We start from the raw sequence: 21,765 nt of genomic DNA on the forward strand, positions 1-21,765 counted from the left end.
ATTTTTTATCATTTATCAGGTTTCGTCCGAAAGCCCGCCATACGGGGGCTGTAGATGGCGCGAAGGTTAGCGACTCGGCCAATGATTCACAATCGGGGAACGCGCGATTCTGTGTGGGAAATCACGGACTGAGCAATGCGTGAGCCGATTAGCCGTCCTATTCGGCTCACAAAATGAGCCGAATAGCGTTACTATTCGGCTCATCACTGCCTGGACAGACTCATGACACCTCACTGGATTTGGCAACAGCCCGATTGGCCCGACTTTCGCTGGCAGCCCGAAGCATTGGCGCCCTTGCTACGTGAATGCGTGCAAGCCCAAGGCCAACTGCTGGGCATGACCGGTGCCGTCACGACCTCGCTCAACGCGCAGAACGAGCTGGATGCGCTGCTGCAAAACATCGTGACCTCGTCGGCCATCGAAGGCGAACAACTGAACGTAGGGTCGGTACGCTCGTCCCTGGCCCGGCGCCTGGGGCTCGAATGGGCTGACGACAATCCGGTCAGCCCGCGCAGCGAAGGTCTGGCACAACTGCTGCTGGACGCAACCCGACATTTCAATCACCCCCTGACGGTCGAGCGATTACTGGAGTGGCATGAGTGCTTGTTTCCTGAGCAGGCCGCTTTTACTCACCGGCAGATCCGCGTCGGCGCGTTGCGCGGCGAGGAACCGATGCAAGTGGTTTCGGGCAGGCTGGACCGCCCCACCGTTCATTTCGAAGCGCCGCCTCAACAAGGCCTGGAACAGCAACTGCAAACGTTCATCAACTGGTTCGAGGCCAGTCGTCACCAGGCTGGGCTCGACCCTCTGCTGCGTGCCGGAATCGCCCACTTCTGGTTTGTCACCCTGCACCCGTTCGATGATGGCAATGGTCGCCTTACCCGTGCCCTTACTGACCTTGCACTGGCCCAAGGCGAACCCCAGGCGATTCGTTTCCACGCCATGTCCGTGAGCATCCTGGACAACCGCGCGGGCTATTACCGTGTCCTTGAACACTGCCAGAAAGCCACGTTGGACATTACCGATTGGCTCATCTGGTTCCTGCAGACCCTGTTGCGCAGCCTGCAAAAAGCCATGTCGCAGATCGAGCGAGTGCTGGGCAAGGCACGGTTCTGGCAAGCTCATCGCTCGTCAGCAATCACCCCAGAACAGACCAAGGTACTGAACCGATTACTCGATGGGGGTGAAAGGGGTTTCGAGCAGGGAATCAGCGCCGCTCAGTACCAGGCCGTGGCCAAGGTATCGAAGGCGACGGCAACCCGACACCTGGCGGAGTTGCTGGAGAAAGGTTGCCTGCAGCGCCTGCCAGGAGGTGGGCGCAGCACTCGATACAACATCAATTACCCAGAGCCGTGAGATCGCCTTCGCGGCAAGGGAATCCATCCCCGCCGGAGCGCGAAGCACGCACCCCCTGATTTGCCCCAACCCCCCATGTCTGCTAGTGTCGCGCCGGTTTAACAGTCAACCGGAAGCGCCGCCATGGCCCGTAAAAAAGCAGCACTGGATTTCGAACAATCTCTGGCCGACCTGCAAACGCTGGTCGAGCGGCTGGAGAACGGCGAATTGTCGCTGGAAGACTCGCTGACCGCCTTCGAGCAGGGTATCGGCTTGACTCGCGACTGCCAGGCGGCGCTGGCCCAGGCCGAACAGAAAGTGCAATTGCTGCTCGAACGCGACGGCGAGTTGACCGAAGAGCCTTTCGACGCGGAACAGCCTGAATGATCGCCGCCTATCAGGCCAGCAGCCAGGCCCGGGTCAATGCTGCATTGGACACCTTGTTCAGCGCTCCGAGCCCGGAGCTGGCGCGGTTGTACGAAGCCATGCGCTACAGCGTGATGAACGGCGGCAAGCGTGTCCGCCCGCTGCTGGCCTATGCCGCCTGCGAAGCGCTGGGCGGCGAGGCTCGGCAGGCCAACGGCGCGGCGTGCGCGGTGGAGCTGATCCACGCCTACTCGCTGGTCCACGATGATCTGCCGGCCATGGACGACGACGACCTGCGTCGCGGCCAGCCCACCACGCACAAGCAATTCGACGAAGCCTGCGCGATTCTCGCCGGCGACGGGTTGCAGAGCCTGGCCTTCAGCGCCCTGCTCGACCCCGCCCTGAGCGATTGCCCGGCGCAGATCCGCCTGGACATGGTCAGTGCCCTGGCGCTGGCGGCGGGCCCTGCCGGCATGGTCGGCGGCCAGGCCATCGACCTCGGTTCGGTGGGCCTGAAACTGGACCAGGACGCGCTGGAATACATGCATCGGCACAAGACCGGTGCGCTGATCGAGGCCAGCGTCAAGCTGGGCGCCCTCGCCAGCGGTCGGGCCACGCCGGAGCAGTTGCACGCCTTGCAAGCCTACGCCCGAGCCATCGGCCTGGCGTTCCAGGTGCAGGACGACATCCTCGACGTCGAAAGCGATACCCAGACCCTCGGCAAACGCCAGGGTGCCGACATCGCCCGCGACAAGCCGACTTACCCGGCCCTGCTCGGCCTCGATGCCGCCAAGGCCTACGCCCTGGAGCTGCGCGACCAGGCCCTGGCCGCGCTGCGACCCTTTGACGCGGCGGCCGAGCCGTTGCGTGAGCTGGCCCGCTATATCGTCGAACGACGCAGCTGATACGGGGTCAACCCTTCAGACTGCGTATCGGCCAAGTTCCGGCCAACGCGTGGGCAGCTTGCGATGCATAAGGTAAACTGCCGCCTCTTTCTATACCTATAACGATTCGCCTGATGCCCACGACGTTTCAAGAGATTCCCCGCAAGCGCCCGACCACGCCCCTGCTGGACCGTGCCAACACGCCGGACGGCCTGCGCCGGTTGGGTGAAGCCGAGCTGGAAACCCTGGCCGATGAGTTGCGCCTGGAACTGCTCTACACGGTCGGCCAGACCGGTGGGCACTTCGGGGCCGGCCTGGGCGTCATCGAGCTGACGATCGCCTTGCACTACGTGTTCGACACCCCGGACGACCGGCTGGTGTGGGACGTGGGGCACCAGGCCTACCCGCACAAGATCCTTACCGGCCGTCGCGAGCGCATGGGCACGTTGCGCCAGAAGGACGGCGTGGCGGCATTCCCGCGCCGCTCCGAGAGCGAATACGACACCTTTGGCGTCGGCCACTCCAGCACGTCCATCAGCGCCGCCCTGGGCATGGCGATTGCCGCCCGCCTGCAGAACAGCGACCGCAAGGCCATTGCCGTGATCGGCGACGGCGCACTGACCGCCGGCATGGCGTTCGAGGCGCTGAACCACGCGCCGGAAGTCAACGCCAACATGCTGGTGATCCTCAACGACAACGACATGTCGATCTCGCGCAACGTCGGCGGCTTGTCCAACTACCTGGCGAAGATCCTCTCCAGCCGCACCTACGCCAGCATGCGCGAAGGCAGCAAGAAGGTCCTGTCGCGCCTGCCCGGTGCCTGGGAAATCGCCCGGCGCACCGAGGAATACGCCAAGGGCATGCTGGTTCCCGGCACGCTGTTCGAAGAACTGGGCTGGAACTACATCGGCCCCATCGACGGCCACGACCTGCCCACATTGATCGCCACCCTACGCAACATGCGCGACCTCAAGGGCCCGCAGTTCCTGCACGTGGTCACCAAGAAGGGCAAAGGCTTCGCCCCGGCGGAAGTCGACCCGATCGGCTATCACGCCATCACCAAGCTCGAACCCCTGGACGCACCGGCCGCCGCCCCGAAAAAAGCCGGCGGGCCGAAGTATTCCGGCGTGTTCGGCCAGTGGTTGTGCGACATGGCCGCCGCCGATCCGCGCCTGGTGGGCATCACTCCGGCCATGAAGGAAGGCTCGGACCTGGTGGCGTTCAGCGAACGCTACCCGCAGCGCTACTTCGACGTGGCGATTGCCGAGCAGCACGCCGTGACCCTCGCCGCCGGCATGGCCTGCGAAGGCGCGAAACCGGTGGTGGCGATCTATTCGACCTTCCTGCAACGCGGCTATGACCAATTGGTGCATGACGTGGCGGTGCAGAACCTCGACGTGTTGTTCGCCATCGACCGTGCCGGCCTGGTGGGCGAAGACGGTCCGACCCACGCCGGCAGTTTCGACCTGTCATTCCTGCGCTGCATCCCCGGCATGCTGGTGATGACCCCGAGTGATGAAAACGAGCTGCGCAAAATGCTCACCACCGGCCACCTGTTCAATGGCCCGGCGGCGGTGCGCTACCCCCGTGGCACCGGCCCGAATGCGCCCATCGAAGCCAACCTCGACCCCATCGAGATCGGCAAGGGCGTGATCCGTCGCCAGGGCCGGCAAACCGCGCTGCTGGTGTTCGGCGTGCAACTGGCCGAAGCCCTCAAGGTCGCGCAGACCCTGGACGCCACGGTGGTGGACATGCGCTTCGTCAAACCCCTGGACGAAGCACTGGTCCGCGAGATCGCTGCGGGCCATGAACTGCTGGTGACCGTCGAGGAAAACGCCATCATGGGCGGCGCCGGGGCAGCGGTCAGCGAGTTCCTGGCCCGGGAAAACCTGCTCAAGCCGGTGTTGCACCTGGGCCTGCCGGACATCTACGTCGAACACGCCAAGCCTGCCCAGATGCTGGCCGAGTGTGGCCTGGACGAGGCCGGCATCGAAGCCTCGGTGCGCCAGCGATTGCAGTTGCTGGGGTTGTAACTCAGACCACCACCGAACCCTGTGGGAGCGGGCTTGCTCGCGAAGGCGGTGTATCAGTCAATATCGAATTCGACTGACACACCGCCTTCGCGAGCAAGCCCGCTCCCACATTGGTTGCGTGAAGCACACATGATCGGAACACCCATGAAACTGCGCCTGGCCCTCACCCTGTCCCTACTGCCAACCCCCGACCTGCTGGCCGACACGTTCGAGCGCGAGCAGGCACTGAAGCTGCCCGACATCGTGATCAGCGCCAACCGCCAGGTCGAGGCGCGCAATGACAGCAGTGCCGCCAACACAGTCTTCACCCGCGACGACATCGAGCGCTTGCAGCCGGCCAGCGTCAGCGACCTGCTCAGTCGCGTGCCGGGGGTACAGGTCGCGCCGCTGGGTGGTCGCGGCAGCCTGCCGGGGATCTACATCCGCGGCACCAAGTCGGCCCAGAGCCTGGTATTGGTGGACGGCCAGCGCATCGGCAACGCCACCTCCGGCGACAGCAACCTGCAACGGCTGAACATCAACCAGATCGAGCGGGTGGAAGTACTGCGAGGCTCGCGCTCGGTCCTCTATGGCGCCGATGCAGTGGGCGGAGTCATCCAGATCTTTACCCGTCGAGGCCATGAACAGGGCCTGCAACCGCGCCTGCACCTGGGCGTCGGCAGTCACCAGACCTGGGAGCGTAGCCTGGGGCTGTCCGGCGGCGATGAACAGACGCGCTTCAACCTCGGCGCCAGCCTGGACGAATCCGCTGGCACCAATCGGACCCACACCTCCTACGCCAGCGACCGCGACGACGACGCCAACCGCAACCAGTCACTGAGCCTGAGCCTGAGCCATGCGCTGGCAGACGACCTGGAGGTCGGGCTGAATCTGCTGGATAACTGCGGCAAGAGCGAATACGACAACCCGTTCGGCCGCTTTGACCCGGCGACGTTCGAATCACTGCCCCAGCAGCCGTACAGCGAGTTTGCCGTGAGCAGCTTCAGCAGCTACGTGGATGGACGCATCAACGACACCTGGAAATCCCGCCTCGAAGTGGGCCACAGCGAAAATCGCGAGAAGACCTTCGACAAGCTCAGCGATGTCCGCGAGGTGTTCAACACCTACCGCGACTCCGTGACCTGGCAGAACGACGTGACGCTGGATGAGCACAACAGCCTGATCGTGGGCGGCGATTGGTACGAGGATCGGGTCAACAGCAGTACATCGTTCGACGAGGACAGTCGCTGGAACCGCGCTGCGTTTATCCAGCACCGCTATCAGGCCGAGGCGTTTTCCACCGAATTGGGCTTGCGACGCGACCAGAATCAGCAATTCGGCGGCCAGAACAGTTGGAGCGGCACCCTCACCCTGCCGGTTTCGCCGGGCAACGACCTGTTGCTGACCTACAGCGAAAGTTTTCGCGCGCCGACCTTCAACGACCTGTACTACCCGGACTACAGCAACCCGAACCTCACCCCCGAGACCGCCAAGAGCTACGAACTGCAATGGCGCAGCCAATTGGGCGAGGACACCCGCCTGGAGACCTCGCTGTATCGCACTGACCTCAAGGACGCGATCATTTTCGGCAGCCAGTCACGCCCGCAGAACGTCGCCTCGGCGCGGATCAACGGCGTCGAAATGGTTTTGATGCAGGATCTGTTCGGCTGGCAGGGCAACCTGGCCGTGGCCGTGATCGATCCACGGGACAGGGACAGCGGCCACACCCTGGCCCGCCGCGCCCGCCGGACCCTGAGCCTGGATCTGGACCGCTCATTCGACCGACTGAGCCTCGGTGCGACCTGGCAAGCGGTGAGCAGCAGCTACGACGATGAGAACAACCGCCATGCGCTGGGTGGTTATGCCCTCCTGGGCTTGCGCAGCGGTTGGGCGCTGAGCCGGGAAGTGAAACTGGAGATGAAGGTGGATAACCTGCTGGACAAGGGTTACAGCCGGGCGCTGTATAGCCATGATGGGGCCCAGTATGGGTATCGGGAGGAAGGTCGGACGTGGTTGTTTGGGGTGACCTGGACACCGTCACTCTGATCCAGAGCTTGTGGTGCCTGGACTGGCCTCTTCGCGGGCAAGCCCGCTCCCACAGTTGATCGATGTTGTCGCTCAAGACGCGGTCAGCTGTGGAGCGAGCTGGCTCGCGATTGCAAGCGCCGCGGTCTATTTGTCCGGCGCAATCAATTCACACAGCCGGGCCGTCGCCTCGATCATCTGCCCACTGGGCCGCTCCAGCCCCTTGTCGGTCACCCGCAGCAATCGCCCTTGCGCCACCGGCCAGGCTTTCCAGGCTTCGAGCTGGGCCTGTTCCGTGGCCAGGATCGCCTGCGGCTTGCGCTGCAACACCGACTCCACGCTCACTTGCGGCGCCGGCAGGCTCAGGTCGGCGAACACATTGCGCGCGCCGCACACCGCCAGGGCATCGCTGATGATCTGGCCACCGCCCACGGTATAGAGCGGCCGGTCCCACACCTGATAGAACACCGGCAGCGGTGGCTCGCGCCGGTAGCGTTGGCGCAGGCCCTCCAGGCGCTCGCGCAACTGCGCCGCGCGTTGCATGCCCCGTTCCGGCCGGCCAAGCTGCGCGGCGATGGCTTCGATTTGCGTGATCAACTGGTCGAGGTCGTGGGGGTCGACCACATGGATGGCGATGCCCAGGCCCTTGAGCTGCTCGCGCTGGGCCGGTCCGACGCTGCCCGGCCAGAGCAGGAGCAGGTCGGGCTTGAGGCTGAGCAAGCGCTCCATGTCCAGTTGCCCGTAACGCCCTACCGAAGGCAGGTTTTCCAGCACGGCGGGACGCTCACCGCCGTCCAGCACGCCCACCAGCAGGTCGGCGCAATCGAGCTCGACAACGATTTCCGATAACGAAGGCGCCAGGCTGACCACCCGTGGGGCCGCAACCGCCGAGGCACTGACGGCCAGCAGCACAACCGCCAGCCAGCGGTGCATCAGCCGAGTTGACGCGGGATGCGGTACAGGTAGAACAACACGGCCGTGGACAACGCCAGCAGCATCAACGGCACCGCTTCGAGGCCGACGAACACCGCCAGCGCACCGACCCAGGCCGGCAGCGCGGCGACCAGGAGCGCCGCACGCCGACGGGCGGCCAGGGTAATCCAGGCTTGGGGCTCATCCGCCGTGTCGAGGGCTTTCTGGGTGGCGATCAAGGCGTTCTTGTAGGGCCCGAAGAAACGCAGGCTGACAAACATCGACGCCACGCCCGCGATGAACAACGGCATCGCCAGCACCGGCAGGATCGCCTCGCCCTGGCCGAACACCGCGTTGATCACGAACAGCGGCAGCAAGGCCAGCGCCAGGTACTGCCACCACGTGACGGACAGCCGCCGCCGGACCTGACCACGCGTCACGCCCGGTCGACCTCGCCCTGGTGCTCGTTGCCCATCATGTGGTCGAGCTTGCTGGCCTTGGTCGCCAGGTAGAGCTTGTTGTGGGGATTATGACCGGTGTGCAGCGGCACGCGCTCGGCCACTACGATGCCCATGTCGGTCAACGCCTTGACCTTGCGCGGGTTGTTGGTCATCAACCGCAAGGACGTGACCCCCAGGTGCTCGAGCATCGGCTGGCAGATGCTGTAGTCGCGCATGTCGGCGGCAAAGCCGAGGCGCTCGTTGGCCTCGACGGTGTCCGCGCCGCCATCTTGCAACTCATAGGCGCGAATCTTGTTCAGCAGGCCAATGCCCCGCCCTTCCTGGCGCAGGTACAGCAATACGCCCCGACCTTCGCGGGCAATTGCCTGCAAGGCCGCCTCGAGTTGCGAACCGCAATCGCAGCGCTGGCTGAACAAGGCATCGCCCGTCAGGCATTCGGAATGCAGACGGCCAAGCACCGGTGCGCCGTCGGCGAAATCACCCAGGCTCAGCACGACGTGCTCGCGGCCGGTGGCTTCATCGAGAAAACCATGCATGGTGAATTGCGCAAAGGGCGTTGGCAGCTTGGAGGCGGCAACAAAAACGACAGGCACCGGTGTGCTCCTGATCTAGTACTGGAGTTTCGCAGAGGCGGGCATTGTAACAGCACGTCAAGACAGACGCTTAGGCTGAATTGTCGGCCATAACCATCGAAAAGTTTGATTACGGCTTCGGTGGATTGCCATTCTCGTCGAACGGATAGGGTTGTTTCCAACGCTCGAAGATCGGTTTCAACTTGCCGCTCTTGACCAATACCTCCATGCGCCGGTCGAACAGCGCGCGCAAGGCCCGGCCGTTCTCGTTGTTGGCAAACCCCAGGTAGAGCGGCAGGTTGATCAACGGCGAGAGCTTGTACTGCTGGGGATTGTCGGCCTTGGCGAGCACCTGCTGGATCTCCATCAGCGCATCGATATAGAAATCGGCACGATCATGGGCAAGCATCGGCAAGATCCCCACCGCCCGGTGAATTTCGTTGTAACGCCGGATGTTGGGCAGGTAGCTGTTGTATTCGTAGCCACGCATCCACACCAGCCGGTAGTTACCGACGGTGGTCAGCGTCGGGGACGGCTTGGAAGCCAGCCCCAGGGCATAGATGTGATCGACGTCGTAGTGCCAGTGAGGGTAGAGCAGGCCTTCGGTTTCATCGCGGTAGGCGCCCACCTGTGCGTCGACTTCGCCGCGCTGCACCAACCCGATGGAGCGGGTGTACGGCACGCTGCGGATCTCCAGCTTGACGCCTTCAGGCTCGAACACCTCGCGCAGGATGTCCCAGGCCATGCCCTGGCCATCGGCCTGGGTGTAATTGGACCACTCCTCGCTGGCCGCGCGGATCTTGCCCGGCAGCGGCGCCGGGTCGGCCGCCCGCACGCCGAGGCAGGCCCCCAGACACAGCAACAGCAGTAGTGCGCGGCTGACGCCCATTCCTGGCTCCCTCAGGTGAAACACCACACCAATCCTTGCATTGCCAGCCAGGCAAAGACCCCGGCCAGGACATCGTCGAGCATGATACCGACGCCTCCGTGAACATGCCGGTCGATCCAGCGGATCGGCCATGGCTTGAGGATATCGAAGAAGCGAAACACCAGGAAACCCATTACCAGCCAGTACCAGCCTTCCGGCACCAGCCAGAGGGTGATCCACATGCCGACCATTTCGTCCCAGACGATGCCTTCATGATCGTGCACCCGCAGGTCATCCGCCACTTTGCCACAGAGCCAGAAGCCAAACAGCATGGTGAGGCCCAGCATCAGCCAGTAGCCCCAGTCCGGCAACATCTGCCACAACGGTATGAAGGGTAGCGCAACCAGCGAGCCCCAGGTGCCCGGCGCTTTAGGCAAGGTTCCCGAACCGAAGCCGAAGGCCATGAAATGCCAGGGATTGCGCCAGACCGAGGGCGGAACGAACTCCGCCGGGACCTGGTTGGGATGATCTGTCACGGTGTCTCCCGAAAATGTTGGTAGCCCCGGATGTGCGGGGTGATGTCCTGTCCATGGCGGTCGACCAGCGTCACGCCCTCGCCTGCCGCTACGCGACCGATCACATGGATCGGCCAGCCTTCGGCTTGCAGCGCCGGCAACCCGGCTGGCGGCAAGGTAAACAGCAACACGTAATCGTCGCCGCCACTCAGGGCCGCATCCGTCGCGCCCGGCACGCCAAGGAACGCCACTAAAGCCTTGGACAACGGCAGGCGGTCCCGTTCAACCTCAATGGCCACGGCGGATGCCTGGGCAATATGCCCGCAATCGGCCAGCAGGCCATCGGAAATATCCATTGCCGCGCGGGCCTTGCCCCGCAGCGCCAGGCCCAAGTCGATCTGCGGCCGGGGCGACCAGTAGTGTGCCAGCAGGGGGGCGGCGACAGCGGTTTCGGCGATGCGCTGGCCAAGCACCAGCGGCAAGGCGCCAGCGGCGTTGCCCAACTCGCCGCCGACGCAGAGCAGATCGCCAGGTTGCGCGCCGCCACGGGTCAGGGCTTGGCCGGCAGGCACTCGGCCAAACACCGTCAGGGTCAGGCTCAACGGCCCTCGCGTGGTGTCACCGCCCACCAGCGTTACGCCACAGGCCTGGGCCATCTGGTTCAAGCCGCGGGCATAGGCCAGCAGCCAATCGGCGGTTACCGTCGGCAGGGTCAGGGCAAGGGTAAAGGCAACCGGAGTGGCGCCCATGGCGGCCAGGTCGCTGACCGCAACGGCCAGCGAGCGCTGGCCGAGCAGGAACGGATCGCAGGGATCAGGGAAGTGCACACCGGCCACGAGGGTGTCGGTGGACACCGCCAGTTGCTCCCCAGCAGGCACAGCCAGCAAGGCGCAGTCGTCGCCGATCCCCAGCGCAACGCCCTCGCCGCCCTGCGCACAAGGCGCGGCGGCGAAGTAATTACGGATCAGCTCAAATTCGCCCATAGCCGCCGCAAGCGCCGTTCAGCGCTTGAACGCCTTCACTTCAGCTTCACGCAGGCGAGGGGCCAGCTTGTCGAGGACACCGTTGACGAACTTGTGGCCGTCGGTGGAACCGAAGACCTTCGCCAGCTCGATACCCTCGTTGATCACCACGCGGTACGGAACGTCGACGCGCTTGAGCAGTTCCCAGGTGGACAGGCGCAAGACCGCCAGTTCAACCGGGTCCAGCTCTTCGATGGTCAGGTCCAGGCACGGCGCAAGCGCGGTGTCGATTTCGGTCTTGAACTGCGGAACCCCGTGAAGGATTTCGCGGAAGTAGGCGCCGTCGACATCACTGAAATCGTTATCGACCCGGAACTGCGCTTCGATCTCGTTCAGCGATTGCTTGGCCATGTGCCATTGATACAGCGCCTGAGTCGCGAGCTGACGGGCTTCGCGACGCTTGGCGCTTTTCGACGGCTTGCCGGCATCGGCGGGCTTGGGATCGCGCGGGTTGAAACGATCGCTTTCGTCGCTAATCACTTGGCCTCCAACTGCGCCAGCAGGCTGACCATTTCCAGAGCGGACAGGGCCGCTTCGGCACCTTTGTTACCGGCCTTGGTGCCGGAACGCTCGATGGCTTGCTCGATGGAATCAACGGTCAGCACACCGAAGGCGACGGGCACGCCGAACTCCATGGACACCTGGGCCAGGCCCTTGGTGCATTCGCCGGCCACGTATTCGAAGTGCGGGGTACCGCCACGAATGACCGCGCCCAGGGCGATGATCGCCGCGTATTCGCCCTTTTGCGCGACTTTTTGCGCAACCAGCGGAATTTCGAAGGCGCCAGGCGCACGGATGATGGTGATGTCGCTTTCGCTCACGCCATGGCGAACCAGGGCATCGACCGCACCGCCAACCAGGCTCTCGACCACGAAACTGTTGAAACGGCCGACTACCAGAGCATAGCGGCCTTTAGGGGCGATGAAGGTACCTTCGATGGTCTTCAGGGTCATTCGTCAGATCTCTTAAAGAGCCAGAGCGCGTTCTTTACGCGCTCTTTCAGTGATATTAGCCACGAATACAAAGCCTCAACGCAGCGAAGTGTAAACCTTTGTGGGAGCGGGCTTGCCCGCGAAAGCGATGGAACCTTCAACATTGATGTCGACTGACACATCGCCTTCGCGGGCAAGCCCGCTCCCACAAGGGCCCCCTTCACTGAACAAGGGCCATTATTCGGAGGGCACGTATTCTACAACTTCCAGATCGAAACCGGATATCGCATTAAATTTCATCGGTGCGCTCATCAGGCGCATTTTACGCACGCCCAGGTCGCGAAGGATCTGCGAACCGGCGCCGACGATGCTGTAGGTGGTCGGCTTTTTCACCGCCGCCTGGTCGCCGGTCTCGCGGATGTGCGCCAGCAACACATCGCCATCGAGCGGATGCCCGAGCAGCAGGACCACGCCACTGCCGGCCTCGGCCACCGCCGCCATGGCGGCCCGCAGGCTCCAGCGGCCGGGCTGCTTGACCATCAGCAGGTCGCGCAGCGGGTCCATGTTATGCACCCGCACCAGGGTCGGTTCCTCGGCGCACACGGTGCCCAGGGTCAGCGCCATGTGCACGTCGCCTTCCACCGAATCACGGTAGGTCACCAGGTTGAACTGGCCCAGCTCGCTGTCCAGGGGCTGCTCGGCAATCCGCTGAACGGTACGTTCGTGGATCATCCGGTAGTGGATCAGGTCGGCGATGGTGCCGATCTTGATGCCGTGTTCGGCGGCGAACGCTTCCAGCTCCGCGCGACGGGACATGGTGCCGTCATCGTTCATCACTTCGCAGATCACACCGCTGGGCTCGAAACCGGCCATGCGCGCCAGGTCGCAAGCCGCCTCGGTGTGACCGGCGCGGGCCAGGGTGCCACCGGCCTGGGCCATCAGCGGGAAGATGTGGCCAGGGCTGACGATGTCTTCGGCCTTGGCGTCTCTCGCGGCGGCCGCCTGCACGGTGCGCGCCCGGTCCGCGGCGGAGATACCGGTGGTCACGCCCTCGGCGGCCTCGATGGACACGGTGAACTTGGTGCCGAAGCCGGAACCGTTGCGCGGCGCCATCAGCGGCAGCTTCAGCAATTCGCAGCGCTCGCGGGTCATTGGCATGCAGATCAGGCCGCGGGCGTGCTTGGCCATGAAGTTGATGTGCTCGGCCTTGCAGCACTCGGCGGCCATGATCAGGTCGCCTTCGTTCTCGCGGTCTTCGTCATCCATGAGGATGACCATCTTGCCTTGGCGGATGTCTTCGACCAGTTCTTCGATGCTATTGAGCGCCACGCGGCACCCCCTTGGGTCAGGATTTGAGGTAGCCGTTGGCGGCCAGGAAACTTTCGGTGATATTGCCGCCGGATGCAGGCTCCGCGGCCTTGTCACCGAGCAGCAGGCGCTCCAGGTAACGGGCCAGCAGGTCGACCTCCAGGTTGACCCGGCGACCCGGCCGATACGAGGCCATGATGGTTTCGCTCAAGGTGTGCGGAATGATCGTCAGCAGGAACTCGGCACCGTCCACGGCATTGACCGTCAGGCTGGTGCCATCGACGGTGATCGAGCCTTTATGGGCGATGTACTTGGCCAGCTCCTTCGGCGCGCGGATACGAAACTCCACGGCCCGTGCATTATCGGTACGCGAAACCACCTCGCCGACGCCGTCCACGTGGCCGCTGACCAGGTGGCCGCCCAGGCGGGTAGTGGGAGTCAGGGCTTTTTCCAGGTTGACCGGGCTGCCGCTCTTGAGGTCGTTCATCGCGGTGCAGTCGAGGGTTTCGCGGCTGACGTCTGCCAAAAAGCCATTGCCCGGCAGCTCGACGGCCGTCAGGCACACGCCATTGACCGCAATGCTGTCGCCCAGCTTGACGTCGCTCAGGTCGAGCTTGCCGGTTTCGACGTGGACCCGCACATCCCCGCCCTTGGGAGTGAGTGCACGGATGCTGCCGATGGATTCGATGATGCCGGTAAACATGGAGTCCTCCTCGAGAACAGGCCGCCGCTTGCGCGAAAGCCGGGAATTATACGCTGGCCGGGGACACGGGAACGGCGATGACTCGCCAGTCATCGCCCACGGCGCGGATTTCGGTGATTTTCAGTTCCGGGGCGTCTTTCATCCGCGCCAGCGGCCAGTCCAGCAACGGACGCGCCGAGGAGCCGAGGAACTTGCCGGCGATGAACAACTGGAATTCGTCCACCAACCCTTGCCGGGCGAACGCCCCTGCCAGGCGCGGACCGGCTTCCACCAGCACCTCGTTGACGCCGCGGGCGGCCAGCGCCACCAGTAATTGATGCAGATCGACCTGCCCGTCATCCCCCGGCACCCGCAGGCATTCGGGGCCATTGGCGTATTGTTCCTCCACCGCCATGCAGGTCGCGACCAGCGCCGGGCCGGCCTTGAAGAACGCCGCGTCCAGCGGGACCCGCAGGCGACCGTCCACCAGTACCCGCAGCGGCGGACGGCTCATGGCCAGGGCGGTCTGCTGCGCGTCGAGCCCGAGTTCATCGGCGCGCACGGTCAGCCGGGCATTGTCCGCCAGCACCGTATCGGCGCCGGTCAGCACCACGCTGGCCTGGGCCCGCAGGCGTTGCACCGCCGAACGTGCGGCCGGGCCGGTGATCCACTGGCTCTCGCCGCTTTCCATGGCCGTGCGGCCATCGAGGCTCATCGCCAGCTTGACCCGCACGAACGGTAGGCCATGCTCCATGCGCTTGAGAAAGCCCGGGTTGAGGGCCCGCGCCTCGCCTTCGAGCACGCCGCTTTCACAGGCGATACCGGCCTGGGCCAGCCGTTGCAGGCCGCGACCGGCGACTTCCGGGTTCGGATCCTGCATCGCCGCGACCACCCGGGCCACGCCGGCGTTCACCAACGCATCGGCGCACGGGGGCGTGCGCCCGTGGTGGCTGCACGGTTCGAGGGTCACATAGGCGGTGGCGCCCCGGGCCAGCTCACCGGCGGCGCGCAAAGCATGGACTTCGGCATGGGGTTCGCCGGCGCGCACGTGCCAGCCCTCGCCGACCACCTGCCCGTCACGCACGATCACGCAACCGACCCGGGGATTGGGGTGGGTGGTGTAGCGACCGCGCCGCGCCAGCTCCAGCGCACGGGCCATGTAGTGGGCGTCAAGGACTGCCTGCTGCGACGCGCCGGTCATTCTTTCACCGGTTCACGGGCCAGGCGGTCGATTTCCTCGCGGAACTCGTTCAGGTCCTGGAAGCGTCGGTACACCGAGGCGAAACGGATGTAGGCGACTTCGTCGAGCTTCTGCAACTCGGCCATCACCAGCTCACCGACCACCAGGGACTTGACCTCGCGCTCGCCGGTAGCCCGCAGCTTGTGCTTGATGTGCACCAGCGCCGCTTCCAGGCGCTCGACGCTCACCGGACGCTTTTCCAGGGCGCGCTGCATACCGGCGCGCAGTTTTTCTTCGTCGAACGGCTGGCGGCTGCCGTCGGTTTTGATCAGGCGCGGCAACACCAGTTCAGCGGTCTCGAACGTGGTGAAGCGTTCGCCGCAGGCCAGGCATTCACGCCGGCGGCGGACCTGTTCGCCCTCGGCGACCAGTCGCGAGTCGATGACCTTGGTGTCGTTGGCACCGCAGAAGGGACAGTGCATGGTGGCAGGCAACAAAAAAAGGGAGGGCCATGGTAGCGCATCCCACTGGCAAGACAAGCCATAGGGTTTACGGTATACAGACGGGCTTACCGTCTGATTCATGGAAATTACCTTGCTGGAGCCACACATGCCGCTACGATCGCTCGTTTTGCTCAGTCTTTTCAGCCTGCTGATGGCGTGCAGCAGCGATGCGCCCAAGCCCGCTGCACCCGCACCGGCACCCGCACCGAAACAGGCCCAGGAAAAAGCCCGCCAGGCCGCCGAGCTGGGCCCGCTGCCCGCCTACCAGCGCGAATTGAGCGGCACCTTGCAAGGCGTGCCGGCCGGGGCCGAAGTCGAACTGGCGCTGCTGGTGATCGATGACAAGGACCGTCCGCAACAGCTGCTTGCCAGTTCCAGCCTGATCGGCACCAACCAGGCCCTGCCCTTCCACCTGCGGTTCAACCCGGAAGCGTTTCCGGTCGGCGCCCGCGTGGAACTGCGTGGACGGGCCAGCCAGTCGGGCCAGTTGATCCTGCACCTGCCGGAACAGCGCATCACCCAACCGACCACCCAGGCCCTGGGCGCCCTGCAATTCGTCAAGGCGCCATGAACGCCCCGCACGACCTGCAAGAGGCCTTGGGCCAATTGCTGGGAGACGCGCGCCTGGTGGCCTGCCCGCTGCCCGACACCGACCTGAAGCTGTGGCTGATCGACGGCGACAACATGGACCGCGCCTTCAGCCCGGAAGAAACCCGGCGCATCCTTCACGAACCGCCCTACTGGAGTTTCTGCTGGGCCAGCGGCCTGGCCATGGCCCGCTACCTGGTCGAACAACCGCAGTGGGTCGAGGGCAAGCGCGTGCTGGACTTCGGCGCCGGCTCCGGCGTGGCCGGTATCGCCGCGCTCAAGGCTGGGGCGCTGGAAGTGGTGGCCTGCGACCTCGATCCGCTGGCGATCGCGGCGTGCCGAGCCAATGCCGCGCTCAACGGCGTGGAGCTGGGTTATTCGGCGGATTTTTTCGCCGAGGCCGACCGCTTCGACCTGATCCTGGTGGCCGACGTGCTCTATGATCGGACCAACCTGCCGTTGCTTGACCAGTTTCTCAGTCGCGGACGCGAAGCCTTGGTGGCCGATTCAAGGGTGCGGGATTTCCAGCATCCGCTGTACCGGTGTATCGAAAGGCTGCAAGCGATGACCTTGCCGGACCTGGCTGAGCCTGAGGAATTTCGGCATGTGAGCCTGTATCACGCGCGGCGCGAGAGCTAAAAGCTTCGCGAGCAAGCCCGCTCCCACAAGGGATCTCAAGTGTTCGCGCGCGCCCTGTGGGAGCGGGCTCGCTCGCGAAGGCGGCCTACCCGATACCACGGGACGAAAGACCTCCCCGCTTTCAGCCACCCCCACCAAGCCGTATAGTTGCCCCATTCAAGCGTTCTACGAGATTCCCATGAGCCAGGACACGCCTTACATCTTCGACGCCACCACCGCCGACTTCGACCAGTCGGTGATCGCGAACTCCTTCCACAAACCGGTGCTGGTGGATTTCTGGGCCGAGTGGTGCGCGCCGTGCAAGGCCCTGATGCCGATGCTGCAAAGCATCGCCGAGAGTTATCAGGGTGAACTGCTGCTGGCCAAGGTCAACTGCGACATCGAACAGGACATCGTCGCCCGCTTCGGCATCCGCAGCCTGCCAACCGTGGTGCTGTTCAAGGACGGCCAGCCCGTCGATGGCTTCGCCGGGGCCCAACCGGAATCCGCGGTGCGGGCAATGCTCGAGCCGCACGTGCAGATGCCGCCGCCAGCCGCCGCCGACCCGTTCGAGCAGGCCCAGGCGCTGTTCGACGACGGCCGTTTCGCCGACGCCGAAGCCCTGCTCACGGTGTTGCTGGGCGAAGACAACACCAACGCCAAGGCGCTGATCCTGTATGCCCGTTGCCTGACTGAACGGGGTGAACTGAGTGAAGCCCAGACGGTGCTCGATGCGGTGAAAAGCGACGAACACAAGGCCGCCCTGGCCGGTGCCAAGGCGCAGATCCAGTTCCTTGACCTGGCGAAAAACCTGCCGGACGCCGCCGACCTCAAGGCCCGCCTGGCCAAAGACCCGCAGGATGACGAAGCGGTGTACCAGCTGGCGATCCAGCAACTGGCGCGCCAGCAATACGAACCGGCCCTCGACGCCCTGCTCAAGGTGTTCATGCGCAACCGCAGCTACAGCGAAGGCCTGCCGCACAAGACGCTGCTGCAAGTGTTCGAGCTGCTGGGCAACGACCATCCGCTGGTGACGACCTACCGCCGCAAGCTGTTTGCCGCGTTGTACTAAAAAGCAGTGGCGAGCGACGAGCCTCAAGCGGCAAGACGGTTCTAGCTTGCAGCTTGCCCTCCGGCCCAGCTATAGAGCGGCGTGTCGCCGCCGCTCAATACCTTGACCTCGGCACTGTGTCGCAACCGCACCAGCAAGCGTTTGCCCGCCGAGGCGCTGCCCGTCAATCCTTCCAGTTGCTCCAGCAGGTCCGGACCACTGAGTTGTCCGGCCTTGCGCAGCAGCTCCTTGGCGATCTGCCACAGCGCATCGTCCTGATTGGCCGGTCTGGCCGCAGGTGCCGCCGCCTCGGCGGGCTTGATCACCTGCAACTGCGCACCCAGCTGCGCCCAATCGCCCTCGTCCATGTCGATCGACAAGTCCACCGGCCAATCGCCGACCGTTCCGCGTATCCGCAACATCACCGTGCTCCTGAATATTTCATGTACGCATGCTCCCATGGCCCTTGCGCGACGCCAAGCAGGCGGTCAAACTCTGTTCACGTTATAAGATTACATAACAGATCATCGACCTCTCGGAGACCCGTCATGCGCCGTTTGCTTCTCGCCCTGCCGTTCGCCCTGCTGCCCCTGGCCGTCGCTCACGCGGCGGTGGAGCACGACCATGACCACGAGCATGAACACGGCAGCCTGGGTGCCCACGAACACGGCGTCGGCCGGCTCAACGCCTCGCTCGACGGCCAGACCCTGGAACTGGAGCTGGACAGCCCGGCGATGAACCTGGTGGGTTTCGAACACCCCGCCACCAGCGACGCCGACAAAGCCAAGGTTGCCGCTGTGCGGGCGAAGCTGGAGAAACCGGCAACGCTGGTCAACCTGGCCGATGCCAAATGCACCCTGGAGCAGCAGGAACTGGAAAGCCCGCTGTTCGGCGATGAGCCGGACCACGAGGACCATGACGAAGAGGCCGATGGCGACGAGCATCACCACGAGCACAGCGAAATCCACGCCCGCTACCAGTTCCGTTGCGTCGCACCCAGCGCCTTGACGCACCTGGACCTGACGTCGCTGTTCAAGGTCTTCCCGGCCACCCGGAAGATCCTCGTGCAGATGATCGGCCCGAACGGCCAGCAAGGCGCGGAACTGACGCCCGAAGCACCGGCCCTTAAATTTTAAGAATTGCGCATCCCCCCTGTGGGAGCGGGCTTGCCCGCGAAGAGGCCGGCACATCCAATACAGATGCAGCCTGACACACCGCTTTCGCGAGCAAGCCCGCTCCCACAGGGGCTACTCCACAATCCTGACGTTGGCCACCATGACCCAAGCACTCATCGAACTGTCCGACCTGGGCTTCAGTTGGCCCGGGCATCCGCTGCTGCTGGACATCCCGGCGTTTCGCCTGGAAAGCGGCGAGACGGTGTTTCTCAAAGGCCCGAGCGGCAGCGGCAAGACCACCCTGCTGGGATTGCTCGGCGGCGTGCAGACACCGGACCGGGGCAGCATCCGCCTGCTTGGCCAGGACCTCAGCAAACTGGGCGCGGGCAGCCGGGACCGGTTTCGCGTGGACCACACCGGCTACATCTTCCAGCAATTCAACCTGCTGCCGTTTCTCTCGGTACGCGAGAACGTCGAGCTGCCCTGCCACTTTTCCAGGCTGCGGGCGCAACGGGCCAGGCACCGTCACGGCAGTGTCGACCAGGCCGCAGTCACGCTGCTAACCCACCTGGGGCTGACCGACCCCAGTTTGTTGGAACGCCGGGCCGATTCGCTGTCCATCGGCCAGCAGCAACGGGTCGCCGCCGCCCGGGCGTTGATCGGCCAGCCGGAGCTGGTGATCGCCGACGAGCCAACCTCGGCCCTGGATTATGACGCCCGGGAAAACTTCCTGCGGCTGCTGTTCGCCGAATGCCGCGAGGCCGGCGCCAGCCTCTTGTTCGTCAGCCACGACCAGAGCCTGGCGCCGCTGTTCGACCGCAACCTCTCGCTGGCCGATCTCAATCGCGCCGCCACGCCTGTCGAGGTCTGAGATGTATTTGTTCCGTCTTGCCATGGCCAGCCTGGCGAACCGCCGTTTCACCGCGATCCTCACCGCGTTCGCCATCGCCCTGTCCGTCTGCCTGCTGCTGGCGGTGGAGCGGGTGCGCACCGAGGCGCGGGCCAGTTTCGCCAGCACCATCAGCGGCACCGACCTGATTGTCGGCGCCCGTTCCGGCTCGGTGAACCTGCTGCTGTATTCGGTGTTTCGCATCGGCAACGCCACCAACAACATCCGCTGGGACAGCTTCGAACACTTCGCCAGCAACCCAAAAGTGAAATGGGCCATCCCCATGTCCCTCGGCGACTCCCATCGCGGCTACCGGGTGATGGGCACCACCGAGGCCTATTTCGAGCATTACCAGTACGGCCGCCAGCAACACCTGGAATTGGCCGATGGCCGGGCCTTCGCCAGCGACCCTTTCGAAGTGGTGCTCGGCGCCGAAGTGGCCGAGGCGCTGCACTACAAGCTCGGTGACAAACTGGTGCTGGCCCATGGGGTCGCGGCGATCAGCCTGGTCAAACACGACGACAAGCCCTTCACCGTGGTGGGCATTCTCAAGCGCACCGGCACCCCGGTGGACCGCACGCTGCACATCAGCCTCGGCGGCATGGAAGCGATCCACATCGATTGGAAAAACGGCGTGCCGGCCCAGGGCAATGGTCGCATCAGCGCCGACCAGGCGCGCAACATGGACCTCACGCCGCAAGCCATCACCGCGTTCATGCTCGGCCTCAACAGCAAGATTTCCACCTTTGCCTTGCAGCGCGAGATCAATGAGTTCCGCGGCGAACCGCTCTTGGCGATCCTGCCCGGCGTGGCCCTTCAGGAATTGTGGAGCCTGATGGGCACGGCGGAAGAAGCCTTGTTCGTGATCTCGCTGTTCGTGGTCCTGACCGGTTTGATCGGCATGCTCACGGCGATTCTCACCAGCCTCAACGAGCGTCGTCGGGAAATGGCCATCCTGCGTTCGGTGGGCGCGCGGCCCTGGCACATCGCTAGCCTGCTGGTGCTCGAAGCCTTCGCCCTGGCGCTGGCCGGGGTGGCCGCCGGGCTGGCCCTGCTGTACATCGGCATCGGCGCCGCCCAGGGTTACGTACAGTCGGCCTATGGCCTGTATCTGCCGCTGGGTTGGCCGAGCGAATATGAATGGACGCTCATGGCTGGCATCCTGGTCGCCGCCCTGCTGATGGGCAGCGTGCCGGCCTGGCGCGCCTATCGCCAATCGCTGGCCGATGGCTTGTCGATCCGTTTATGAGGACCGTGAAGATGCCCCGCGCCCTGTTTGCGCTGTTGATGATGGTCGCCCTGCCCCTGTGGGCGGCCGAGCCGAGGGACCTGGCCTGGACCGAAATGATCCCGGCGGGCGCACCGCCGGAAGTGCCGAACATGACCCCGCTGCACGACCTGTCGCAGATGGGCAACGCCCTGGCCGCCGAGTCCGCCCCCGCGGCCAGGCAGGACTTGCCCAACGCACCGGTGGTCAAGGAACTCGACGGCCAGCGGATTCGCTTGCCGGGCTACATCGTGCCGCTGGAAGTCAGCGAGGAAGGTCGCACCACGGACTTCCTGCTGGTGCCGTACTTCGGCGCCTGCATCCATGTACCGCCACCGCCCTCCAACCAGATCGTGCATGTGAAGAGCGAAGTCGGGGTCAAACTCGACGAGTTGTACCAGCCCTACTGGGTTGAAGGGCCGATGCAGGTCAAGCCGTCTACCAGCGAACTGGCCGATGCCGGGTATCAGATGGAGGCCGAAAAGATCTATGTGTATGAACTGCCAGAGTGAATCGGGTGTTGATGGGCAGTCCGTCAGATAGCTATCGCGAGCAAGCTCGCTCCCACAGGAGAGCTCAGTGCCTATGCGACCTGTGTGGGAGCGAGCTTGCTCGCGATGGGGCCGTCAAGGCTTGCTCATCATCATTTCATTGAGCTGA

The 21,765-nt window shown here is 64.4% G+C and carries 25 protein-coding genes; 12 read left to right on the top strand and 13 right to left on the bottom strand.

Going from position 1 to position 21,765, the window contains the following annotated elements; translation table 11 throughout:
• Window positions 1–222 precede the first annotated feature (222 nt).
• From KI241_RS24080 to KI241_RS24100, 5 genes are all read left to right on the top strand, one after another.
• Window positions 223–1,356, top strand: a complete 1,134-nt coding sequence (locus KI241_RS24080; protein WP_212803071.1) for a Fic family protein — start codon at window positions 223–225, stop codon at window positions 1,354–1,356.
• A gap of 123 nt (window positions 1,357–1,479) precedes the next feature.
• Window positions 1,480–1,722: an exodeoxyribonuclease VII small subunit gene (locus KI241_RS24085; protein ID WP_003185917.1), complete on the top strand. Its 243-nt coding sequence runs from the start codon at window positions 1,480–1,482 to the stop codon at window positions 1,720–1,722.
• Complete coding sequence (gene ispA, locus KI241_RS24090; RefSeq protein ID WP_042731667.1) at window positions 1,719–2,606, top strand: (2E,6E)-farnesyl diphosphate synthase; 888 nt, start codon at window positions 1,719–1,721, stop codon at window positions 2,604–2,606. Before KI241_RS24085 ends, ispA begins: the two co-directional genes overlap by 4 nt.
• A 113-nt stretch (window positions 2,607–2,719) precedes the next feature.
• Complete coding sequence (gene dxs / locus KI241_RS24095; protein WP_042731668.1) at window positions 2,720–4,618, top strand: 1-deoxy-D-xylulose-5-phosphate synthase; 1,899 nt, start codon at window positions 2,720–2,722, stop codon at window positions 4,616–4,618.
• Window positions 4,619–4,762: 144 nt separating this feature from the next.
• Window positions 4,763–6,643 carry a TonB-dependent receptor gene (locus KI241_RS24100; protein ID WP_212803072.1) on the top strand — a complete coding sequence of 627 codons (1,881 nt, stop codon included), beginning with the start codon at window positions 4,763–4,765 and terminating at the stop codon, window positions 6,641–6,643.
• Window positions 6,644–6,769: 126 nt separating this feature from the next.
• Here KI241_RS24100 and KI241_RS24105 read toward each other — a convergent pair whose 3' ends face one another.
• From KI241_RS24105 to nrdR, 12 genes are all read right to left on the bottom strand, one after another.
• Window positions 6,770–7,555 (bottom strand): cobalamin-binding protein, encoded by a 786-nt coding sequence (locus KI241_RS24105; RefSeq protein WP_212803073.1) that lies wholly within the window; start codon window positions 7,553–7,555, stop codon window positions 6,770–6,772.
• Window positions 7,555–7,974, bottom strand: coding sequence for a hypothetical protein (locus tag KI241_RS24110; RefSeq protein ID WP_042729439.1), 420 nt, complete (start codon window positions 7,972–7,974; stop codon window positions 7,555–7,557). The genes KI241_RS24105 and KI241_RS24110 overlap by 1 nt, the downstream gene beginning before the upstream one ends.
• Window positions 7,971–8,588: a GTP cyclohydrolase II gene (gene ribA, locus KI241_RS24115; RefSeq protein ID WP_042729440.1), complete on the bottom strand. Its 618-nt coding sequence runs from the start codon at window positions 8,586–8,588 to the stop codon at window positions 7,971–7,973. The genes KI241_RS24110 and ribA overlap by 4 nt, the downstream gene beginning before the upstream one ends.
• Window positions 8,589–8,697: 109 nt before the next feature.
• Window positions 8,698–9,456, bottom strand: coding sequence for a transporter substrate-binding domain-containing protein (locus tag KI241_RS24120; protein ID WP_212803074.1), 759 nt, complete (start codon window positions 9,454–9,456; stop codon window positions 8,698–8,700).
• A gap of 11 nt (window positions 9,457–9,467) precedes the next feature.
• Complete coding sequence (locus KI241_RS24125; protein WP_042729442.1) at window positions 9,468–9,971, bottom strand: phosphatidylglycerophosphatase A; 504 nt, start codon at window positions 9,969–9,971, stop codon at window positions 9,468–9,470.
• A complete protein-coding gene (thiL, locus tag KI241_RS24130; protein WP_212803075.1) occupies window positions 9,968–10,933 on the bottom strand; it encodes a thiamine-phosphate kinase in 966 nt (321 codons plus the stop codon). Before thiL ends, KI241_RS24125 begins: the two co-directional genes overlap by 4 nt.
• Window positions 10,934–10,951: 18 nt before the next feature.
• A complete protein-coding gene (nusB, locus tag KI241_RS24135; protein WP_042729444.1) occupies window positions 10,952–11,452 on the bottom strand; it encodes a transcription antitermination factor NusB in 501 nt (166 codons plus the stop codon).
• Window positions 11,449–11,925, bottom strand: a complete 477-nt coding sequence (ribE, locus tag KI241_RS24140) for a 6,7-dimethyl-8-ribityllumazine synthase (RefSeq protein WP_003206025.1) — start codon at window positions 11,923–11,925, stop codon at window positions 11,449–11,451. Before ribE ends, nusB begins: the two co-directional genes overlap by 4 nt.
• A gap of 216 nt (window positions 11,926–12,141) precedes the next feature.
• A complete protein-coding gene (gene ribBA / locus KI241_RS24145) occupies window positions 12,142–13,233 on the bottom strand; it encodes a bifunctional 3,4-dihydroxy-2-butanone-4-phosphate synthase/GTP cyclohydrolase II (protein WP_053144092.1) in 1,092 nt (363 codons plus the stop codon).
• Between the two features lie 16 nt (window positions 13,234–13,249).
• Window positions 13,250–13,915 carry a riboflavin synthase gene (locus tag KI241_RS24150; protein ID WP_053144091.1) on the bottom strand — a complete coding sequence of 222 codons (666 nt, stop codon included), beginning with the start codon at window positions 13,913–13,915 and terminating at the stop codon, window positions 13,250–13,252.
• Between the two features lie 46 nt (window positions 13,916–13,961).
• Window positions 13,962–15,095, bottom strand: coding sequence for a bifunctional diaminohydroxyphosphoribosylaminopyrimidine deaminase/5-amino-6-(5-phosphoribosylamino)uracil reductase RibD (ribD, locus tag KI241_RS24155; RefSeq protein ID WP_053144089.1), 1,134 nt, complete (start codon window positions 15,093–15,095; stop codon window positions 13,962–13,964).
• Window positions 15,092–15,556: a transcriptional regulator NrdR gene (nrdR, locus tag KI241_RS24160; RefSeq protein ID WP_013694316.1), complete on the bottom strand. Its 465-nt coding sequence runs from the start codon at window positions 15,554–15,556 to the stop codon at window positions 15,092–15,094. The genes ribD and nrdR overlap by 4 nt, the downstream gene beginning before the upstream one ends.
• Before the next feature lie 127 nt (window positions 15,557–15,683).
• Between nrdR and KI241_RS24165 the strand changes: the two genes are divergently transcribed.
• The 3 genes from KI241_RS24165 (at window position 15,684) to trxA (ending at window position 17,855) form a co-directional block, all read left to right on the top strand.
• Window positions 15,684–16,148: a YbaY family lipoprotein gene (locus KI241_RS24165; protein ID WP_042729448.1), complete on the top strand. Its 465-nt coding sequence runs from the start codon at window positions 15,684–15,686 to the stop codon at window positions 16,146–16,148.
• Window positions 16,145–16,804, top strand: a complete 660-nt coding sequence (locus tag KI241_RS24170; RefSeq protein WP_123579624.1) for a 50S ribosomal protein L11 methyltransferase — start codon at window positions 16,145–16,147, stop codon at window positions 16,802–16,804. The genes KI241_RS24165 and KI241_RS24170 overlap by 4 nt, the downstream gene beginning before the upstream one ends.
• Window positions 16,805–16,982: 178 nt before the next feature.
• Complete coding sequence (gene trxA / locus KI241_RS24175; RefSeq protein ID WP_212803076.1) at window positions 16,983–17,855, top strand: thioredoxin; 873 nt, start codon at window positions 16,983–16,985, stop codon at window positions 17,853–17,855.
• Between the two features lie 41 nt (window positions 17,856–17,896).
• Here the strand turns inward: trxA and KI241_RS24180 are convergent, their stop codons facing one another.
• Window positions 17,897–18,256: a hypothetical protein gene (locus tag KI241_RS24180; RefSeq protein WP_123579622.1), complete on the bottom strand. Its 360-nt coding sequence runs from the start codon at window positions 18,254–18,256 to the stop codon at window positions 17,897–17,899.
• Window positions 18,257–18,382: 126 nt separating this feature from the next.
• Between KI241_RS24180 and KI241_RS24185 the strand changes: the two genes are divergently transcribed.
• From KI241_RS24185 to KI241_RS24200, 4 genes are all read left to right on the top strand, one after another.
• On the top strand, window positions 18,383–18,970 hold the full coding sequence (locus tag KI241_RS24185) for a DUF2796 domain-containing protein (RefSeq protein WP_212803077.1): 588 nt from the start codon (window positions 18,383–18,385) through the stop codon (window positions 18,968–18,970).
• A gap of 139 nt (window positions 18,971–19,109) precedes the next feature.
• Window positions 19,110–19,820, top strand: a complete 711-nt coding sequence (locus KI241_RS24190) for an ABC transporter ATP-binding protein (protein WP_212803078.1) — start codon at window positions 19,110–19,112, stop codon at window positions 19,818–19,820.
• Between the two features lies 1 nt (window position 19,821).
• Complete coding sequence (locus KI241_RS24195) at window positions 19,822–21,087, top strand: ABC transporter permease (RefSeq protein ID WP_212803079.1); 1,266 nt, start codon at window positions 19,822–19,824, stop codon at window positions 21,085–21,087.
• Between the two features lie 11 nt (window positions 21,088–21,098).
• Complete coding sequence (locus KI241_RS24200; protein WP_042729455.1) at window positions 21,099–21,617, top strand: DUF3299 domain-containing protein; 519 nt, start codon at window positions 21,099–21,101, stop codon at window positions 21,615–21,617.
• The last annotated feature ends 148 nt before the right edge of the window (window positions 21,618–21,765 follow it).

This window comes from Pseudomonas sp. Cab53 (assembly GCF_018325965.1).
Classification (GTDB): domain Bacteria; phylum Pseudomonadota; class Gammaproteobacteria; order Pseudomonadales; family Pseudomonadaceae; genus Aquipseudomonas; species Aquipseudomonas chlororaphis_E.

Bases quoted from the DNA above. Each gene is read 5' to 3' on its own strand.
- KI241_RS24080 (WP_212803071.1), top strand. From the start codon at position 223: ATGACACCTCACTGGATTTGGCAACAGCCCGATTGGCCCGACTTTCGC.
- KI241_RS24085 (WP_003185917.1), top strand. From the start codon at position 1,480: ATGGCCCGTAAAAAAGCAGCACTGGATTTCGAACAATCTCTGGCCGAC.
- ispA (WP_042731667.1), top strand. From the start codon at position 1,719: ATGATCGCCGCCTATCAGGCCAGCAGCCAGGCCCGGGTCAATGCTGCA.
- dxs (WP_042731668.1), top strand. From the start codon at position 2,720: ATGCCCACGACGTTTCAAGAGATTCCCCGCAAGCGCCCGACCACGCCC.
- KI241_RS24100 (WP_212803072.1), top strand. From the start codon at position 4,763: ATGAAACTGCGCCTGGCCCTCACCCTGTCCCTACTGCCAACCCCCGAC.
- KI241_RS24105 (WP_212803073.1), bottom strand. From the start codon at position 7,555: ATGCACCGCTGGCTGGCGGTTGTGCTGCTGGCCGTCAGTGCCTCGGCG.
- KI241_RS24120 (WP_212803074.1), bottom strand. From the start codon at position 9,456: ATGGGCGTCAGCCGCGCACTACTGCTGTTGCTGTGTCTGGGGGCCTGC.
- thiL (WP_212803075.1), bottom strand. From the start codon at position 10,933: ATGGGCGAATTTGAGCTGATCCGTAATTACTTCGCCGCCGCGCCTTGT.
- ribE (WP_003206025.1), bottom strand. From the start codon at position 11,925: ATGACCCTGAAGACCATCGAAGGTACCTTCATCGCCCCTAAAGGCCGC.
- KI241_RS24150 (WP_053144091.1), bottom strand. From the start codon at position 13,915: ATGTTTACCGGCATCATCGAATCCATCGGCAGCATCCGTGCACTCACT.
- ribD (WP_053144089.1), bottom strand. From the start codon at position 15,095: ATGACCGGCGCGTCGCAGCAGGCAGTCCTTGACGCCCACTACATGGCC.
- nrdR (WP_013694316.1), bottom strand. From the start codon at position 15,556: ATGCACTGTCCCTTCTGCGGTGCCAACGACACCAAGGTCATCGACTCG.
- KI241_RS24165 (WP_042729448.1), top strand. From the start codon at position 15,684: ATGCCGCTACGATCGCTCGTTTTGCTCAGTCTTTTCAGCCTGCTGATG.
- KI241_RS24170 (WP_123579624.1), top strand. From the start codon at position 16,145: ATGAACGCCCCGCACGACCTGCAAGAGGCCTTGGGCCAATTGCTGGGA.
- trxA (WP_212803076.1), top strand. From the start codon at position 16,983: ATGAGCCAGGACACGCCTTACATCTTCGACGCCACCACCGCCGACTTC.
- KI241_RS24180 (WP_123579622.1), bottom strand. From the start codon at position 18,256: ATGTTGCGGATACGCGGAACGGTCGGCGATTGGCCGGTGGACTTGTCG.
- KI241_RS24185 (WP_212803077.1), top strand. From the start codon at position 18,383: ATGCGCCGTTTGCTTCTCGCCCTGCCGTTCGCCCTGCTGCCCCTGGCC.
- KI241_RS24190 (WP_212803078.1), top strand. From the start codon at position 19,110: ATGACCCAAGCACTCATCGAACTGTCCGACCTGGGCTTCAGTTGGCCC.
- KI241_RS24195 (WP_212803079.1), top strand. From the start codon at position 19,822: ATGTATTTGTTCCGTCTTGCCATGGCCAGCCTGGCGAACCGCCGTTTC.
- KI241_RS24200 (WP_042729455.1), top strand. From the start codon at position 21,099: ATGCCCCGCGCCCTGTTTGCGCTGTTGATGATGGTCGCCCTGCCCCTG.